Genomic DNA, 18,893 nt, shown 5'->3' on the forward strand with positions numbered 1-18,893 from the left:
AATTATATCAGTGCTATCAAAGAAGCCAAATCAGAAATCTCAACATGTGGAACCAAGCGCCCTTCAGGTTCCCGCATCAGATCTTTATTTTCGATATTAATCCAGCAAGCCTGCATTCCACTGTAAATTGCCCCTTCTACATCCGTCTTCAAATTATCCCCCACATGCAAGATCTGATTTATGGGCAGATTCAGCCGCTCAGCCGCCAGATGGTACATATCAGGGCAAGGCTTGGAACGCCCATCTACACCCGCTTTCAGGACAAATTCAAAATAAGGGGCCAACCCACAAGCAGCCGGTTCAGCATTCCCATTAGTGATAGCCACCAGCGGTATTTTTGCTGCGAGTGCAGACAAGGTCTGATGGGTTGATTCCGCAACAGTGATTTGATTACGCCAGTACGTAAAGCAAGACATAATCTCATCGGCACCACGCCTTATTTCCTCACCATTAAAACCGTGATGGCTGAACATAAGTTCTGCAGATTGCTGGCGCCATAGGGTGACGTCATGGTAAATCTCCGGCTCTAACTCAAGAACAGCCTGCCGATATAAACGCAAATCTTCATATTCAAAGCTGCTGAACCTGGCATCGTACTGCCGAATAAAACACAACACTTCTTTTTCGGTTTTATCGATTACGGGATGATTATCGTAAAGTGTATCATCCAGATCGAATGTCATCGCAGCAAATGGCGCGAGAGGCCGATAAAAACGCATTATGATTTCCCTCGTTTAGCTCTGGGGTGGGCGACATCATAGACTTTAGTCAAATGCTGGAAATCCAGATGCGTATATACCTGAGTCGTTGACAGGTTCGCATGTCCCAGCAATTCCTGTACTGCACGCAAATCACCGCTGGATTCCAAGATATGCGTGGCAAAAGAGTGGCGCAATTTATGGGGATTAATGTGACTGTTTACACCTTGCTTAATGCCCCATTGTTCGAAGCGTTTCTGTACGTTACGGGCAGAAATCCGTTTCCCGCTTTTGGTGGAAATGAAAAGCGCATTATCTTCCGGCTCAAACAGTTCCCGCATTTCCAACCAACGTTGAAGCCATTCCTGCGCCACTCGACCAAATGGCACTTTACGCTCTTTACTGCCTTTTCCCTGCACCCAAACTTCGCCACTTTCCAGATTTAAATGGCGACAATCAAGGCCAACCAGCTCAGACAGACGCAACCCCGCACCATACATCACTTCCAGCATAGTTCTGTCGCGCACGGACAAAGGATCATTCAAATTGATGTTGAGGAGCTGGTTAACCTCATCCACATCCATATTTTTGGGCAAGAGGCGTTTTTTGCGGGGCGCACTGACAGATTTAGCAGGATTGGCTTCCAATTTTCCCTGTGTAACCATCCAATCAAGGAAGCTACGCAAAGAAGAAAGACGCAGTGCCAGGCTGGCAGACTGCAATCCAGCCCGACGGCTACGGGAAGCAAACATTCTGACGTGAGTTGGCTCCAGAACCTGCCACTGCTGTATTCCTATCTTCAATGACATCTCCGCCAAAACAGCCAAATGGCGTCGATAGTTGGTGATCGTAAGAGGGCTTAAACGTCGTTCAACCCGCAGATAATGCAAAAAGGTTTCCACAGGTGCCAATAATAAGTCGATTGGCTGAGTCATGCGCGTTCAATCCAGCGGGACAACAACCCTGGCAGCATTTTCGCCAATTGGTCAAGAATGTCCGTTCCCATTCCTTCGTGATAGTGATGTTTATCATGGCTGTTGAAAATGATCATGCCCAAATCTCCTTGTGCCCCTAAAAGGGAGATCGCCACCGAACCAACATGGCGTGCCTGTGGCATCAACAGTAAAATTTCTGGGCCGTGCAATGAGCCAAGGTAATGATTTCGATCACCAAATCGCTTAATGCGGACAGGTTCAAAGGTATAGCGGGAAATCGCCAGATCCGGTGAGTTCAGTGGTGCACCAAGATGCCATTTATCACTAAACAACCGAATATAGCTGTTACTTAGCCCGAATGTTTTTGACCATAAGCTCAGGCAGGAAAGAAAATCCTGCAAACTTTTAGCACCAGAGAGATCTGACAACAAGTGCAACAGACGACTAAACAACACTTCGTTTTGTTTAGCCTGTTCCATCAAATGGTTCAGGTCATTTTCTAGATAACGGATGCGTTTCCTCTGGCGGTTCATATGCCATTCCATCAAAGAAACGCATTCACGCACCGGATGGGGAACCCGTATCTTATCGACCATATCGGCATTACGGATAAAAAAATCGGGATTATTCAGCAAATAATCCACGACTATTTGATCATCCAGCCTGTCTTCGATGTGCAATGGTTCGTCTTTTTCACCCATTTTCCAATGCCCCATATTTCAAAAATGGCTTAATACACACAGAGCCAATCGCAAATAACCCATCGTAAATGGCCCATCACAAGTGAATTACACCGTCATAAACGTGGGTTGCAGGCCCTGTCATAAAGAGTGGTTTACCCGGGCCATCCCAGCTAATTCGCAGCTTACCGCCCGGAAGATCTACACGAACCTGGTTATCCAGTAGATTTTGCTGAATACCTACAGCAACGGCCGCACATGCGCCACTGCCACACGCCCGGGTCTCGCCTGCACCACGCTCAAAGACTCGCAACCGAATATGGCCCCGGTTCATAACCTGCATAAAACCAACATTCGCTCGCTCAGGAAAACGCTCGTGGCTTTCCAGCTCTGGCCCTAATACGTCTACTTCAGCAGTGTCCACATCCTCAACCTGAATAACACAATGAGGATTTCCCATCGACACAACACCACAAAGCACGGTGCGTTCGATGGCGCGGATAATATAGGTTTTCTCAGCCTTGTTAGCACGAAAAGGAACGCGCTGCGGTTCAAATTCCGGTTCACCCATGTTGACACAGACTTGATCATCATTGGTGATGCTCAATACCATCCGGCCTGCTCGTGTACTGACCTTGATGTCTCGTTTATTAATCAGCCCCTTGAGACGAACAAAACGGGCAAAGCAACGTGCTCCATTACCACACTGGGAGACTTCACTACCATCAGCATTAAAAATACGATAGTGGAAGTCTAAGTCGGGATCATAAGGCGCTTCAACAATCAGAAGTTGATCAAAGCCCACACCAGTATTCCGATCAGCCAGACGGCAGATTAATTCTGGAGAAAAATAAACATTCTGGGTCACTGCATCAACGACCATAAAATCATTGCCAAGACCATGCATTTTGGAGAACTGCATATTATACGACTCCAACTCCAAGAGAATCACATTACCGACTCACTATCTTTGAATATCCACAGGAACCAATGTCGCAGAAGTTTCAGCAGGAGGGAAATAAAGGGGGCCTTTCAAGCCACAACCTGTCAGGGAAAGTAATGTTATGATAGCCAATGACCAGTAAAATTGTTTTCTCATTATATTAATGCCTGTGATTCATGCGCCAATACTCTCTATAATCGCAGTTAGGCCCTGAAAAGCAAATAGGAAATAAACATGAACGATAGCGAATTTCATCAATTGGCCGATCAATTGATGCTTCATCTCGAAGAGCAACTGGATATTTATGATGGCGATGCAGATATTGACTGTGAAACAAATGGTGGCGTAATGACGCTAAGTTTTGAAAACGGCAGCAAAATCATTATTAATCGCCAAGAACCTTTCCATCAGATTTGGTTGGCCACCAAAAATGGGGGTTACCACTTTGATTATCGGAATAACCAATGGATTTGTGACCGCAGTGGCAACGATTTTATCTCCGTGCTGGAACAAGCCATGACTGAGCAGAGCGGTGAGCCATTCCAGTTTTCGTAAGTGCCATTTTTATGGGGACTATTCCCATCATCTCTCAAGTTGCAGCCAACACCGCTGCAACTTGAAAGGGAAAAAATATCTCAATAGTGATATAGAGAACTGCAAGGTTCATGTGGCCCACACAATTCCTCAAGACGTTCATCAATACGCAACGTTGTGTCATTCGTTTCCGTATCATCCAACGGGAATGTACCATCCACAAAGGGGACTACATAGGTACGTTCACCTTTCTTAACGATTTGATAGAACTGCGGTAAGTTGAAATTGATAAAACTGGAACCATAAGTAAAGCGGTCATGTGATGAAGAATAAAAACGACTGACGTCTCGTACCAGCTCCTCTTTACTTCCTTCACAATGTGAATAAATTTCGACTTGATTTGACTCGTCCAGAATATAGATATTAAACCCCTGTTTATTTTCAATATTTTCGAAAAAAAACTGGATAATTCCCTCACAGGCAACGCCATCTATCGCTGGCGGCAAATGTTTTTCCTTGGTATCAATTTTGACGGGTAAACCATGCAGCTTCGTATTGGAAATTGCACCATAGAACTCCACGGCATTTTCCAGTTTCTGTACCGATACGTTTAATCGTTCAAAAAACAGTCCCCAGGTTTGGCCTGAAATACGTAACGCTTTAAAACGACTGAGATCCTGACGGTTACTGGAAAGACGCAACTCTATACATTCTGAAACCAATTGCTGGATACGGGTACAAATCAACCCACTCAGGTGTTCGCTATAACAAAAAACTTCAACACTAGATGGCGGTGCAGCATCACGATGCATTTTTCCCAGTATTGTCTTCAAGGCTTCCAAGACCGATTGCTCACCACTGAAATGCAGGGTTCTCACTTCATTCCATGAGTTACGGTAAAGCAAATCAACGCTGCCCACCAAACATTGCTGTAACTCTCCAAAACTGAAAACATTCAGCTTCCTGAAATCAAAATCAACAGCCTGATTGGAAAAATCAGCCGTGGGATCTTTTTCCAAATTGACAATAATTGCCAAATGCCGAATTTCACAAGGGCTATATAATGCTTTTGGTGTTGGTGCAGGTAAACGGATCGGAAAATGAGTGGAAATATCGTTCATCAAATCGCACAGTTTTGATCTGTCACACTGAGATTCACCGTGATGCATATGAATCTTAGTTTCTTTCGTCAGCAGACCATTAAAATAGGTCCATGACACCAATTTATTCAGATAACGGTTATATTCCAGCGGTTGGTGGCCGATGATTGATTCTATCGTTGGGGCATGATTGTACAGATACCAGCCACTACGGTTTACTCGCCCAGGCGGAACGTAGATGAAGGTTAGATTTTGCTCTGATAAATCGGGGGAAATCTGAGGATTCACTAACGTAACTTTACCGGGCAGTGCTTCAAAAGCTGCATACAATTTGCGCGTCAATACGCCAATATCTTGTGGGCTGGCACTCACACTCAAATTGTTACGGCGGGCAAAGCGGATCAGGTTGCGATAGCTCTGCATCATGGTATCGAGCAACTCATTGTGGGCATCACGCACCTGCTCAATTTTCCATGAGTTGCGATTATCCAGCATAGCTAATTTGCTGTCATCCCAACACCATTCCTTCACCAACTGAGACATCACCTGCTGGCGCCATCCTGTACAGCCTTTATCATCATGGCTTTCCCGCAACTTTTCGCATACCTTCAGGTAAAAACAACGACGTACCAAATCCAGACGGGTCAGATCGTCCGTAGCAGTCAAATAACGAGTGACACGCTCCAACATCATGCTATAAGAATCAAGACCAAAGGAAACAATCGTGCCATTGTGGAAATATTGTTTCATCTCCATCGCCAGAAGCTTTCCATTGGGGTATTCCCATGAATAAGCTTCCAGAAGCAGGCTTTTCAATACAGCCTTATACGGGGAATCTACACTTTTATAAAGTTGCCAAAGACTCGCCCCAAAATATTCTTCTGCTGACAATTCCCCCAAGCCGCCAAGATCCAGCCACTCATTGGGTGTCAGAACACCCTGCGCATAAAGAGAAAGAACATATTCATCGTAATGTACTTCTTCTTCAACAGGAACCATCGTCCACAACAAACGTTTACCGGCCATGCAAACCGCTGTACGATAAAATTCATCAAGCAGAAGGATATGCTGGGTCGAACCACAATCCTCACCATTCAAGCTGCCGCAAGCATTGTGCCGAAAGCGGTTTTCATCAATCAGAAAAAAAGTGACCTCAATCCCCAGAGAAGCCGCCCATTGTTCGATCAGGGTGCATTTACGCTCCAGTAATGTTTTTTCATCATTATCCAGCCAAGATTGATGGCAGATCCAGATATCTAGGTCAGAAGAGCAACTTTGTCCTATAGAAGAGGTGCTACCCATTGAGTAAATACCCGTAATTGGCAATTCACCATTGGGGGCATGCGGCAAGGCACCAGCAAGCTGGATTTCCAAATCATTAATCCAAAATTGCTGGGTTTCATCAGGAGTAAAAAAACAGACGCCATGCGGGACGTCTCTTTTGATATAACCCGGCATCATCGGGTGATGATAGTGTAATAATACTGGAATTAAATTATGAACTTGCTTAAAAGCAGTGCTCATTGACTCAGTGGCACGCTCTAGCCTAAGTTGATTAATTGCATCCAGTCGCTGCTTCAGCGTTTCAATATAGAGATACAAGAGTTTCGCCTGATATCAGTTCCAGTGCCCAAAGTAGTCCCCTGTTTCCGATATGTGTGGTATGACAGAATTATTTTATAATTATTTTTACAAACTTATTGTCGGAAACGTGATCAATTTAACACCTTGCGGTCAAAGCGTAAAGTATGCAATACCATCTTTTCACTTTCCCCGCAATAGCTGATTACCAATTAACTCATTGTAAAATATTAAGTTAATCACAAAACAGATACAGCAATATATTTTTTTAGAAGGGGTATTATAGTTGATTATTTTTCATAAAGAGGATGTAAAGCATTGTAAATGCATAAAACATCAATAAATATTTCATTAATAATATTTTTTAATTACTGGATATCCCCTTTCTATTTTTACTCGTAAGCTAAACACAAAATATCAATTTACTTTTAACTCGATATTTTTGTTTATTTTCCTTATTTATTTTAAATATTATTTTAATATTTAAAATTATTTTTATCCCGTGATCTGTGTATCCATAGGCCAATTTGATTTTTCTCGACATTTTAGCGAAAAACGCCATGCCTCTTTCACTCAATACGAGTGCCATCACAAAAGCTGCAATAGATCAATGAGCTGTCACTCACTGGAAAAAAAATCATTGAGATGTTAAAACTGGCGCTATTTTCTCACTATTTAGTGGCTAACTGGCGGCTAAAAACCGCTATACCCAATAGAATCATCCATGACAATGAAAATCATTCGTATCGCTACCCGTCAAAGCCCATTGGCTATGTGGCAAGCGCAATATGTCCAAAAGCAATTAGAGCATTTTCATCCAGAACTGAAAGTAGAGTTGGTTCCGATGGTCACTCGTGGAGACATTATCCTCGATACTCCTTTAGCAAAGGTGGGAGGCAAAGGGCTGTTTGTAAAAGAGTTGGAGCTGGCACTACTTGAAAAGCGGGCTGATATTGCCGTCCATTCCATGAAAGATGTTCCCATCGAATTTCCTGACGGTTTGGGGTTGGTCACAATCTGTGAACGAGATGATCCACGTGATGCTTTTGTTTCAGTAGAATACACCTCGCTTGATGAACTGCCCGCCGGCAGTATCGTTGGTACATCTAGTTTACGTCGTCAATGCCAGATCCGTCAGCTACGTCCCGATCTTGTCATCCGTGACTTGCGTGGTAATGTCGGAACTCGTCTGAATAAACTCGATAACGGCGATTATGATGCCATTATCCTCGCAACAGCAGGTCTGAAAAGACTGGGGCTGGAAGATCGAATCCGCATGCCATTACCGCCTGAGTTGCTGCTGCCAGCCGTCGGTCAGGGTGCTGTCGGCATTGAGTGCCGACTTGATGATCAGCAAACCCGAGCACTATTGGCTCCCCTGAACCATGCAAGAACAGAAATCTGTGTTCTCGCTGAACGCGCCATGAATACTCGTCTTGAAGGAGGCTGTCAGGTTCCCATCGGCAGTTATGCCATCTGGCAAAAAGATAAAATCTGGCTGCGCGCCTTGGTTGGTGCTCCTGATGGCAAGCAGATTGTACGTGGCGAAAGAGTCGTGTTACCCGAAGAAGCCCGTCAAGCTGGAGTAGCATTGGCGGAGGAGTTATTGGAAAAAGGCGCCCGCCAGATTCTGGCCAGCGTATACCAGAGGAATCCACCTGAATGAGCATTTTGATCACCCGCCCTGCCCCCGCAGGAGAGGAATTGGTCAAGCGGCTGCGGGCTGTTGGAAGAACAGCCTTCAGCGCACCACTCATCGAAATTTTCCCGGGGGCAGATTTGCCATTACTGTCACAAAAACTGCAATGGCTGTCTGCGGGAGATCTGGTTTTCCTATTATCAAAAAACGCCGTTCATTATGCTAATGAGCAGCTTATCCAAGAAGGGCAATCATGGCCTGATAAGCTATCTTATTATGGTATCGGCAAATCAACTTCCTTGATGTTTCATCAACAAACCAGGCTGAATATTTTCTGGTCTGAGCAAGGTGAAACCAGTGAAGATCTACTGCAACTCCCCGCATTACAACAGATCGACAATAAAAAGATTTTATTGCTCCGGGGCAATGGCGGCCGTGAAGTGATTGCGTCTACATTGCGAATGCGGGGAGGAAAAGTGGATTACTGTGAATGTTATTCACGACAGCCAGTCAAATACCATACAGCCGATTTCAGTCTTCACTGGCAGCAATGTGGTATAAGAACCATCGTTGTAACAAGTGGCGAAATGCTGCAACTGTTATATAACGTAGTAACTGATAGCGATGGGAAAGCGTGGTTATTGGGTTGCTGCCTGATTGTGGTCAGCGAACGCCTCGCCAATATCGCCCAGTCATTGGGTTGGCGAGTGATAAAAGTAGCCAAGAGTGCAGATAATGACGCCTTAATGCAGGCACTGGAATAAACCAATATGGGATGTCCATTATGACGGAACAAAAGAAATCCACCGATGCGATTGAGACAAAAAATCCTCAGCAGCCTGAAATGGCTCCTCATAAACCCAAACGCTGTGGATGGGTAGGAAGTACTCTCTCAATTGCCATTTCGCTGGCGATAGGTATTGGTGGCCTTTACATTTATTATCATGGTAAACAGCAGAATGCGGCATTAAACGCCGAAAACCTCGCTCTTCAGCAACAAGTTGTGTCTCTGGCACAGCAGCAATCTGCCGATAAACAAAATATTGATGTTAAGCTTCAGGAGTTAACCGCTTCCTTACAAACAGCCACTTCGCAGAACCAACAGCTCAATAACCGTATAGAGGCACTCCAGACCCGTGTTTCAGCGTTTTCAAATACGGATATAGAAAACTGGCGACTGGCACAGGCAAGCTCCCTCGTTAAAATGGCTGGCCGCAAAATATGGAGTGACCAAGATATCACCACAGCTATTGCCTTACTGAAAGATGCGGACCAGAACCTTGCTGAAATGGACGATCCCAGCCTGAACTATGTCCGCAAAGCTATCATGACAGATATTGACTCTCTGACCAAAATCAAACTGGTTGATTCAGATGGTATTATTCTGACTCTGAACCATCTGTCAAACCAAATCGATAGCTTACGTCTGGCTGATAATATGCAGCAAACCACGCCAAAGGATGGAAAGGAAGATATCTCGGATTCGCTCTCTGACTGGCGTCAAAACCTGAGCAATAGCTGGGACAGCTTTATGGATAATTTCATTACTATCACCCCGCGTGACAACAGCAGCATACCTCTGTTGGCACCTAACCAGAACATCTATATACGCGAAAACATCCGCTCCAAGCTGCTCATTGCTGCACAAGCGGTACCCCGCCATCAAGATCAAATTTACAAAGACGCATTGGCATCCGTTGGAACGTGGGTAAAAGATTATTTTGATACTACCAACCCAACGACAGAAGCCTTTTTGGCAAACGCTAAATCACTGGAACAACGACCACTGTCTATTGAGGTTCCTGAACAATTGAGCAGTCAACCGATATTGGCGGATCTGGTACGCAAACGTATCTACAATTTACCCCAGCCAGTACGATCTCAAACTGAATCCCAAACTGAAACTCAGCCAGAAATCCCACCAAAGGCTCAGCCCGAGGCACAATTACAGCCAACCACAACAATCGTATCTGGTCAGGCAAAAACCTCCATTGAGGAGAGCTGAGCATGCTGAAAGTATTATTATTGTTCGTTATTCTCCTTGTGGGCATCGTACTTGGCCCCTTGTTGTCTGGACACCAAGGATACGTTTTGATCCAGACAGACAAGCACAATATCACCACCAGTATTACTGGACTGGTGATTATGTTCCTCCTGCTACAATTCCTGCTGGTTTTTATCGGTTGGTGTTACCGTCGATTAAAACGTACCAGTACATTCACTCATAGCTGGATCTTTGGTGGATACAAGCGTAGTCGGGCTCGTTCGCAAACCAAACAGGCACTGCTCAAACTTGCCGAAGGGGATTTTAAGCAGGTCGAGAAACTGATGACTCGCAATGTTGATCATGCGGAGCACCCTGTTGTGAACTATTTGCTGGCAGCAGAAGCTGCCCTGCAACGCGGTGATTATTTCCGTACCAACCAGTATATTGAACGCGCCGCAGAAGTGGCTGATAAAAATCAGCTTCCCGTCGATATTACCCGTGTACGTATCCAACTCGCACAAGGTGAAATTAATGCCGCAAGCAATGGTGTGGATAAGCTGCTGAATCATGCTCCTCGCCACCCCGAAGTATTACGGTTGGCTGAACAGGCCTATACTCTCTCAGGTAATTACCAATCCCTGATTGATATTTTACCTTCGATGGTAAAGGTTGGCCTGCACAATGAAGAAGAGGTTCATAAATTACGTCAGCAAGCCTATGCGGGGATAATGAACCAAATCATGGCAAAACAAGGCTATGCTGGGTTGAAGGTATGGTGGAAAGACCAAAACCGTAAAATTCGCAATGATATCGCACTGCAAGTTGCTATGGCCGAGCATTTGATTGAATGCAATGATCACGAGACTGCCCAGCAAATCATTCTGAATGGGTTAAAACAGCAATATGACGAACGTCTCCTACTGTTAATTCCACACCTTAAGGCGAATGACGCCGAATCCGTACAAAAGATACTCAACCATCTGTTAAAGCAACATGGGGCGACACCATTGCTCAACAGTACGATGGGGCAGGTTGCTTTGCGTCAAGGTGAATGGGTCAGCGCCGAAACAGCCTTCAAAGCGGCTATCACACAACGCCCGGATGCCCATGACTATGCATGGCTTGCTGATGCTCTCGATAAATTACAAAAACGTGAAGAAGCTACTCAAACCCGTAACAAAGGGTTTATGCTGACTTTGAAGCGTGATAGCGATATCGAAGCGTAAACCGCTTTTTGTATATGCCCAATAGTAGATTTTGGGTTGTATCAAGGCGACAAGTAGATGAATCCCCAGTCTCATAGATAGCTATGTGGCTGGGGGGATAAATATCAAAAAAGATAGAGAAGCCGCCAAAAAACAGGCAAAAAAAACACCTATCAAAAAAGACAGGTGTATAAATACAATCAGGTCTACAGACGGATAGTGCCTCACTCAACGTTGTGTCCGGTTTGTGATGAAAAGAAGTAATGCTTACTCATCTATAACGTGGACTATAGGCACCGACAATCAGCTCTACATCATCCTGAGGTTTATGAAGCTAATGCTGTCATAAGGAGTAGGATGAGTATCTACAAATGTAATAAAGCATTTTCTGTGCCAACTTTTTAATTCCAGAATAAATTTGTTTAACTCAATATCTGACTGACTTTCAAAAATCGCTATCTCCGCTTTCCCTAAAAATAATCAAAAATACCGTCTCCCATTTGAGACATTGTTTAATACACTTAAATATAAGTAATTAGAATCAACAGGTTGAATGTCTCCAATTTGAGACACGATATAGACTCTTTGTCGTTAAAACGCAACACCAACCAACAAGAAATTTACGATATTAAGTTAAAGGTATTAATAAAAGCTGAGGTATGCAATTCCATTCACGGGAAACGATAATGAAATTAAAGAGAAAAAAGAGAGGTAAAATGAAGAAAATGTTTTTATCAACAGGAAAAGAAAAAGCCCTGCAATAATAGCAGGGCTTTCTCAGAATTTGGTCGGCGAGAGAGGATTCGAACCTCCGACCCACTGGTCCCAAACCAGTTGCGCTACCAAGCTGCGCTACTCGCCGAAATGTACTTCTTAAATCTCTTTTTTATGGTGCGAAGGGGGGGACTTGAACCCCCACGTCCGTAAGGACACTAACACCTGAAGCTAGCGCGTCTACCAATTCCGCCACCCTCGCGTTTCATAAAAAAGATGGGGTGGCTAACGAGACTCGAACTCGCGACAACTGGAATCACAATCCAGGGCTCTACCAACTGAGCTATAGCCACCATAACAGCTATCTTTTTATATACTGCTATTACAACGTAATTTTACCACAATAACTCATACTCACTGCTCTTGCACGCTTTAAAATGGCGCGCCCGACAGGATTCGAACCTGAGACCTCTGCCTCCGGAGGGCAGCGCTCTATCCAGCTGAGCTACGGGCGCTTAACGCCGTTGCGGTGGAGGATAGTACGTATTTAATGTCGTACTGTCCAGTGCTTTTTTAAAAGAAATGATTCGTTTGATTATGCTTTACTCATTTAGCTGATAAAGACAGCACATTTCCACCGCAAGCCGTTTAATTGTTTAAGAATTAATCTGTCAAACTATTTTGATTATTACTGCGAATCAACTGTTTCTGCGAATCAGCTTCATCAGAAAATAAATTGATGACACGATCAGCAAAAATGTTCCCCCTACCATCAGTGAGAAACGCGTATCTGGATTAATCGCCATCCCGACCAATACACAACACAAGAAAATCAATGTCAGGTAATTGACATAAGGGAACAAAATAGATTTAAACCGATGCTGTTTTATGGCTTCTTCATTCTGCTTACGGAAATGCAATTGACTCACCAGAATCACAAACCACGGCACCATACCAGGTAATACACTGGCGCTATAAACGTAAACGAATACCGACTGTGGGTTTGGGATCAGATAATTCAGGCTAGAACCTGCGATCAAACAAGCAATGGTGATCGCGATACATCTCACTGGCACACCATTTTTCGATAATTTCAGCAATGAAGCAGGCAATTGACGGTTCTGCGCCAGGGCATACAACATTCTACCGCCACTGTACATTCCGCTGTTACATCCTGAAAGCGCAGCAGTCAGTACAACAAAGTTAATAACAGCCGCGGCAGAAGCAATACCAACCTTAGAAAAAGTCATTACAAATGGGCTGCCATGCGCACCAACTTCTGTCCACGGGAACAGAGTCACAACAATGAAAATGGCTCCGACATAAAAGATCAGAATACGCCACAAAATATTGTTAATCGCTTTTCTGAGGGTAACCTGAGGGTTTTTCGCTTCACCCGCAGTAATACCAACCAGTTCTACTCCCTGATAGGATGCCACGACGATACAAAGGGCAAATAAAAACCCTTTCCAACCACCAGAAAAGAAACCATCATGTGAGGTCAGATTATCCAAGCCAATGGGCTGCCAATCATTACCCAAACCGAAAAAAATCAACCCAATGCCAATCAGGATCATCACAATAATCGTAGTGACTTTAATCATGGCAAACCAGAACTCCAACTCACCGTACAGCCTCACAGCCGCTAAGTTCGCTAAAGCAACTAATCCGACCGCCACCAGCGCGGAAACCCACTGAGGCAATTCCGGGAACCAAAACTCGGCATAAACACCGATGGCAGTGATCTCTGAAATCCCCACGGAAACCCACATAAACCAGTAGCCCCATGCAGTCAGATTCCCCCAGTAAGGACTCAGGTACTTATGCCCAAAAGAAGCGAATGAACCCGTAACAGGTTCAAGGAACAGCATTTCCCCCATTGAGCGCATGATGAAAAAGACAAAAAGGCCAGCAATGATGTAAGCCAGCAAAACTGAAGGACCAGCCCATTTCAACGTACTGGCTGACCCCATGAACAGCCCTACGCCGATTGTGCCACCGAGCGCAATTAGCTCAATATGACGTGCCTCAAGTCCTCTTTGCAGGCTCTGTTTTGAATCACTCATAAAACTCCCTATCCACTTTTATGATGTCTATATTTGCAAACAGAAAAAATACAGGAATTGATAATTAATCATTGTAAAAAAGGCTGGGATCAAAACACGTTTTGCCAATCAGGGAAACAGAAAATTGTAAAATTAAATCAGAGCCGTTTTGTTTAGTGTCTCCGTTAGAGAGCACAACACTCAATAAAGATGATTTTTAATCACATGACAAGAGGGGTATTTCACGTTTTTGACAAGTGAAGTATTCAAGCTGCCACTGTGTTATCTGCGTGGCAACTTGAATAATGAGGAGCAGAATGGAGAAGTTACAGTTTTCCGCTGTAATAATAACCAAGAAATCTCAATAACTTGAGCTGCCTACGGATACGGCTGGGTTGAGAAAGCAGGCGATATAGCCACTCCAGTCCCAGATTCTGCCAGATTTTCGGAGCTCGTTTCACATGCCCGGTAAAGACGTCATAAGTCCCCCCAACGCCCATATACAACGCATCAGGGTATACCTTGCGGCAATCACGCATGAAAATTTCCTGCTTAGGTGATCCCATCGCGACTGTAACAATCGCCGTACCGCTGGCCTGGATCCGTTCAAATAGTGCATCACAAGTTTCCGGTGTAAAATAACCGTCCTGACTGCCCACAATATTGACGTTCCATTGGGTACGTAATTTGTTCTCTGTTTGTGCCAAGACATCAGGTTTTCCACCGACCAGAAAGACTGGCGTTCCTTCACGGCCGGCTCGCTCCATTAAGGCTTCCCATAAATCTGCCCCCGCAACGCGAGACACATCCGCATCCGAGTATTTACGGCGAATGGCACGCACGATGCTAATGCCATCCGCATATAAATATTCGGCCTCATCCAGCAACATGTTCAGGGCATTGTCTTTTTCTGCTGCGAGGACTTTTTCTGCATTAATCGCAACCAACGTACCTGTTTTTACCTGCCCATCTTGAAAAATATGATCAAGGAAATGCGACATGCCACGAAACCCCCAAATATTGAGGCCTCGGATGCTGTATTTAGGAATGTTATTCAACGCCATTTCTCTTCCTTACATCCAAAATAACAGGTGTTTTTTGCGATGCAGCCAAATTGCTGACAACAAACGTTCGGATCAGCCCCGCGCTTTCAAACAGCCAATACAGTAACTTCGCCGCTACCAGGCATAAACCAAAAACGATACAAAAAAACACAACCCGGGAAACAAAGGAATCGACCCCTTCGCGGGCAAGAACAATCATGTTAAAGATTGCACCAAAGCAGAAAGCCTGCAAAATTGCAGCCTTATAGCGATTAGTTTCCTGTTTTCCAGCTTCATAAATCCAGTCAAACCATTTGATAATAAATCCGACAACAACCGCCCCCAGAGGGATAAAGAACACGCCGCCCATAACCACCAGCGAACCAATTAATGTCGGAGAGATCGCAAGACCTGAGCGATTATCCAACACATCCCATGTAAAGTAGTTGGCGGTGTTCCAGACTAAATTGGGTCTGTCCGGCCATAACCAACTGGGGATAAAGACATAAAAATCACGGACAATCGGTGCCAGACCCTGGAAATCTATTTTGCTGTAGTTATCCAATAATAATGCCAAATTTTCCCACGGCGAGAAGGTATCCCTTGTGAGATAAAGAAAAGTATAAAACGCTTCCGCCCCGCTCACGTCTAAGCTATAACGCTTTAACGCCAGCCAGAACATGCCAACAACACCCATAATACCTGCTGCAAGCAGCATCCACAGCGTAATCCAGCCACGAACAATCCCGATGAACAGGAACAGCGCAAACGCAATAATAATATTTGCACGTGTGCCTCCAACGATCACATAGGTCAGAATACCAAACCCCACCGTCGCCACCAAAAAGCATAACCAGCGGGTTTTCGTTGGTTTCAGGAAAAAAATCACCAACATGGCAGGGATAAAGAAATAGAAGAATCGCTTAAGCGCCACACCAGAAACTTGGCTAGAAAATATCTGGCTGTAAGACTGTAATTTAAATAGCAGGAAACCGTTCTGCATAAAGAACGCCCCTACCGTGCCAAGAGCAATACCCGCAAGCAACAGGCAGGCCAGATTAGTTTCTACCCGATTCATGGTGAACAAAGGCTTGCGCGATGGAATAACAAGTGACGTTTCAGATTCTGCGTTATCACTACGTGCCTCATCACTGAGCCGGGTTTTATAAGAGACACGAGTTTTATAAGAGATATAGTAAATGGCGTAAAAACAGCCAGATGCCAACATCGCATACAACAATGAATCGACAGGCACCACCTGCACATCAAACTGGAACACCAACATGCTCGTCAGCGGGAAACCAAAATAGAATGTCAGCAAATATAGCAATGAAAAGAATACGTTAAAGTTAAAGCGGACACGCCGAAATTCTTGATATGTCAAGGTCAGGATAAAAACCAATGAGATCACGTAAACGACAAATAACCCACCGAATTGTGTCAAGGTCATTGATACTCTCCAGATGCAGCCGATAGGGCGATTTTCCACCCCTCAATGAAATTGGGGTCAAAAAAAGCAATTGCCTTTTTATCGAGGGACAGCATCTGACGCTGTGCTTCCTGCACCCAGTATTTATTCAGTTCATCACCATCAAACAGAACAGGAACATGCTGTTCTGCCAAATCATGCCAGAATGGGTTCTGGCGGCTCAGAACAAACGGAATACTAAATTGAATCAATAAACAGAGTGTTCCAATACCCTGCTGCCGATTAAAAATGAAATAACCTAAATCACATTGACGCAACAATACCAAATACTCATCAAACGCCATGCTATCTTTCAGGATCTGGACGTTTTGAACCGGAAACAGCGACAAGGCCGTTTGCTCCACACGCTGAATATAGGCTTGATTATTATCGGGATAACCCATTGGCATAATCACCCTTGCCTCATCACCAAACTGACGATGAATCTTCTCCAGTGCTTCAATATGGCGGTTAGATTGATCCCCTGAATTGCCCAGTAAAATTGTGATCCCTTCTGGTGAGCATGTTTTCTCTGTTACCGTCAGCGCAGAGTTCATGCGGGTGGGGAAATAGAGCAATGATGATGGCACATCGGGCTTGGACAGACCTGTATGTTGGAAAAAGCGCTGGAGATCGCCACACGTGGCAAAAATATGCCCCACCCGCTTTTGCGCCAAACGGCGGAGAAGATAAAACAAACGGAATTTCAGTTGGCGTGACTCTTCATATAAATCAGCCCCCCACACATGCCACCAAAATTGATGGCGTTTGATTTTTCCCACTAATAAAGCCAGCCACAAAGCAGTATTAAACTGCCCGTGGAAAAAGAAACGCGTCATTCTGTTTGCCTGTGCTTTCTCGATCACCGCCCGTGATAGGGATTTTTTGTTGTTATAAACTGAGATCGCCAATTCAGGATAATTTGATTGCCATGTGTTGTCTTTAGACACCACCATAAAACACGGTTTGACTGGGAAATTCATTTCCCTTGCCAAGACGTCATTAAAGAAACGCAATAACGTTTGATTGTGATGTGGGATATCCGATCCCAAGACGTGAATTAGGGTTGTCATACTCGCCTGCGATAAATAATAAATACGCTACAACAAAGAATGAAATAAATAATGTAAGTCGCCATGTACGCCTGAGCTGCTCCCAACGCTCCATTTACCGGTATCAACCAATGGGAAAAACCGGTCAGTAGGAGAAATTGACTGACTTCAGCCAATACATAAAAACGCAATGCAGCTTTCGCGATTACCAGATAACCAAAAACATAAGCGCCAACTTTCAACACATCGCCCACTAACTGCCATACAAATAGATCCCGCATTGCAATAAATTTGTCTGAAAACAGCAACCAGATAACGAAGTCACGCAACAGCCAAACTGATAAACTTGCGGCCGCCACGGCAGGTAAAACAAATTTCAGGGCTTTCACAATTTCACGGGTAATTTCTTGCTTACTCTCCAAACGGGAAAGTGTCGGCAATAAATAAACCGTGAAAGAGGCGGTAATAAATTGTAAATAGGCATCTGAAATACTGCTCACGCCTTGCCAAATGCCAACCGCTTCCCAACTATAGCGAGCTGCCAGCAAGTTTCGCATCATGATATAAGCGACTGGCAACGTAATGGAAGTCAGCAGCGCCATCAAGGTAAATTTTCCCAAATGGCTGGCAATCGAGCGATCCCACATGGGTTTCAAGGCCGAGAAGGGAATGACCTTACATTTCAGAAGCATCAATCCCGCTGGCAGAACAACTAAAGCAGGAACCAAAGCTAGCCCTGCCAATGCACCTTCATAACCCCCAAGCCAATAACTGAGGCTATAGGCAATAACCCCTGTCAGACTACCCAGAATCAACGCTAGCGCATTTCCTTTAGCATCCCTGAAGCCTTTCAAGATAGCCAGAAAATAGTTCGCATACGCAATCCCCATTTGAATAAATGCGAGCGTCTGCACAACGGTTTTATAACGATTGTGACCAAACAGGCCAGTACTGATAGCATCACTGAACAAGAGGAAAATCACGGCCAGCAGTGTCGAAAAACCCAGAATAATCGAGGAGGATGTCCCTAACACAGTCCTCAGTCTTTCTGGTTGCTGATGATGTTCCGCTACGTATTTGGTAACACCGTTAAAAATCCCCGCACCAGACAGTACGCCCAGAACGGTAATAAGTTGGCGAAAGTTACCGGCTTGCCCAACACCTGTTGGGCCAAAAGAGACCGCCAGCAGTTTAACAACCAGCAGCCCCACACCAATTTTGATAAGTGTGGAGCCGGCTGTCCAGACAGAAGCTTTGGCAAGTGACATA

General features: G+C 44.6%; 16 protein-coding genes and 4 tRNA genes. 5 read left to right on the forward strand and 15 right to left on the reverse strand.

Annotated elements, in window-relative coordinates; translation table 11 throughout:
- Positions 1-2 precede the first annotated feature (2 nt).
- The 5 genes from yigB to lptM all read right to left on the reverse strand — a co-directional run bounded on the left by yigB (position 3) and on the right by lptM (position 3,412).
- Positions 3-719 carry a 5-amino-6-(5-phospho-D-ribitylamino)uracil phosphatase YigB gene (gene yigB, locus Xhom_RS02565; RefSeq protein ID WP_069317274.1) on the reverse strand — a complete coding sequence of 239 codons (717 nt, stop codon included), beginning with the start codon at positions 717-719 and terminating at the stop codon, positions 3-5.
- Positions 719-1,633, reverse strand: a complete 915-nt coding sequence (gene xerC / locus Xhom_RS02570; protein ID WP_069317275.1) for a tyrosine recombinase XerC — start codon at positions 1,631-1,633, stop codon at positions 719-721. The genes yigB and xerC overlap by 1 nt, the downstream gene beginning before the upstream one ends.
- The gene (locus tag Xhom_RS02575) at positions 1,630-2,334 is read right to left on the reverse strand and encodes a DUF484 domain-containing protein (protein ID WP_069317276.1); all 705 of its coding nucleotides are present in this window, start codon (positions 2,332-2,334) and stop codon (positions 1,630-1,632) included. Before Xhom_RS02575 ends, xerC begins: the two co-directional genes overlap by 4 nt.
- Before the next feature lie 76 nt (positions 2,335-2,410).
- Positions 2,411-3,235 (reverse strand): diaminopimelate epimerase, encoded by an 825-nt coding sequence (gene dapF, locus Xhom_RS02580; RefSeq protein WP_069317277.1) that lies wholly within the window; start codon positions 3,233-3,235, stop codon positions 2,411-2,413.
- A 42-nt stretch (positions 3,236-3,277) separates the two neighbouring features.
- The gene (gene lptM / locus Xhom_RS02585; protein ID WP_071933883.1) at positions 3,278-3,412 is read right to left on the reverse strand and encodes an LPS translocon maturation chaperone LptM; all 135 of its coding nucleotides are present in this window, start codon (positions 3,410-3,412) and stop codon (positions 3,278-3,280) included.
- A 78-nt stretch (positions 3,413-3,490) separates the two neighbouring features.
- Between lptM and cyaY the strand changes: the two genes are divergently transcribed.
- Complete coding sequence (gene cyaY, locus Xhom_RS02590; RefSeq protein ID WP_069317278.1) at positions 3,491-3,811, forward strand: iron donor protein CyaY; 321 nt, start codon at positions 3,491-3,493, stop codon at positions 3,809-3,811.
- Positions 3,812-3,891: 80 nt separating this feature from the next.
- Here the strand turns inward: cyaY and Xhom_RS02595 are convergent, their stop codons facing one another.
- Positions 3,892-6,492, reverse strand: coding sequence for a class I adenylate cyclase (locus Xhom_RS02595; protein ID WP_071933884.1), 2,601 nt, complete (start codon positions 6,490-6,492; stop codon positions 3,892-3,894).
- A gap of 703 nt (positions 6,493-7,195) precedes the next feature.
- Here Xhom_RS02595 and hemC point away from each other — a divergent pair.
- The 4 genes from hemC to hemY are packed head-to-tail and all read left to right on the forward strand — an operon-like array spanning position 7,196 to position 11,323.
- Positions 7,196-8,137 (forward strand): hydroxymethylbilane synthase, encoded by a 942-nt coding sequence (hemC, locus tag Xhom_RS02605; protein WP_069317279.1) that lies wholly within the window; start codon positions 7,196-7,198, stop codon positions 8,135-8,137.
- Positions 8,134-8,874, forward strand: a complete 741-nt coding sequence (gene hemD / locus Xhom_RS02610; protein ID WP_069317280.1) for a uroporphyrinogen-III synthase — start codon at positions 8,134-8,136, stop codon at positions 8,872-8,874. The genes hemC and hemD overlap by 4 nt, the downstream gene beginning before the upstream one ends.
- Before the next feature lie 20 nt (positions 8,875-8,894).
- Positions 8,895-10,115 (forward strand): uroporphyrinogen-III C-methyltransferase, encoded by a 1,221-nt coding sequence (hemX, locus tag Xhom_RS02615; RefSeq protein ID WP_069317281.1) that lies wholly within the window; start codon positions 8,895-8,897, stop codon positions 10,113-10,115.
- A gap of 2 nt (positions 10,116-10,117) precedes the next feature.
- On the forward strand, positions 10,118-11,323 hold the full coding sequence (gene hemY / locus Xhom_RS02620) for a protoheme IX biogenesis protein HemY (RefSeq protein WP_069317282.1): 1,206 nt from the start codon (positions 10,118-10,120) through the stop codon (positions 11,321-11,323).
- 764 nt (positions 11,324-12,087) lie between these two features.
- Here hemY and Xhom_RS02625 read toward each other — a convergent pair.
- From Xhom_RS02625 to wzxE, 9 genes are all read right to left on the reverse strand, one after another.
- Positions 12,088-12,164 (reverse strand) — tRNA-Pro (locus tag Xhom_RS02625).
- 27 nt (positions 12,165-12,191) lie between these two features.
- Positions 12,192-12,278: transfer RNA gene (locus Xhom_RS02630), tRNA-Leu, on the reverse strand.
- Positions 12,279-12,293: 15 nt separating this feature from the next.
- Positions 12,294-12,369: transfer RNA gene (locus Xhom_RS02635), tRNA-His, on the reverse strand.
- Positions 12,370-12,454: 85 nt separating this feature from the next.
- Positions 12,455-12,531, reverse strand: a tRNA-Arg gene (locus Xhom_RS02640).
- Positions 12,532-12,714: 183 nt separating this feature from the next.
- Positions 12,715-14,082: a bifunctional threonine/serine APC transporter ThrP gene (thrP, locus tag Xhom_RS02645; protein ID WP_069317283.1), complete on the reverse strand. Its 1,368-nt coding sequence runs from the start codon at positions 14,080-14,082 to the stop codon at positions 12,715-12,717.
- A gap of 305 nt (positions 14,083-14,387) precedes the next feature.
- The gene (wecG, locus tag Xhom_RS02650; RefSeq protein WP_069317284.1) at positions 14,388-15,125 is read right to left on the reverse strand and encodes a lipopolysaccharide N-acetylmannosaminouronosyltransferase; all 738 of its coding nucleotides are present in this window, start codon (positions 15,123-15,125) and stop codon (positions 14,388-14,390) included.
- Positions 15,112-16,554, reverse strand: a complete 1,443-nt coding sequence (wzyE, locus tag Xhom_RS02655) for an ECA oligosaccharide polymerase (protein WP_069317285.1) — start codon at positions 16,552-16,554, stop codon at positions 15,112-15,114. Before wzyE ends, wecG begins: the two co-directional genes overlap by 14 nt.
- Complete coding sequence (locus Xhom_RS02660) at positions 16,551-17,645, reverse strand: TDP-N-acetylfucosamine:lipid II N-acetylfucosaminyltransferase (protein ID WP_069317286.1); 1,095 nt, start codon at positions 17,643-17,645, stop codon at positions 16,551-16,553. Before Xhom_RS02660 ends, wzyE begins: the two co-directional genes overlap by 4 nt.
- A complete protein-coding gene (gene wzxE / locus Xhom_RS02665) occupies positions 17,642-18,892 on the reverse strand; it encodes a lipid III flippase WzxE (RefSeq protein WP_069317287.1) in 1,251 nt (416 codons plus the stop codon). Before wzxE ends, Xhom_RS02660 begins: the two co-directional genes overlap by 4 nt.
- Between the last annotated feature and the right edge of the window lies 1 nt (position 18,893).

Origin of the sequence: Xenorhabdus hominickii (assembly GCF_002632725.1) — a bacterium.
Taxonomy (GTDB): Bacteria; Pseudomonadota; Gammaproteobacteria; order Enterobacterales; family Enterobacteriaceae; genus Xenorhabdus; species Xenorhabdus hominickii.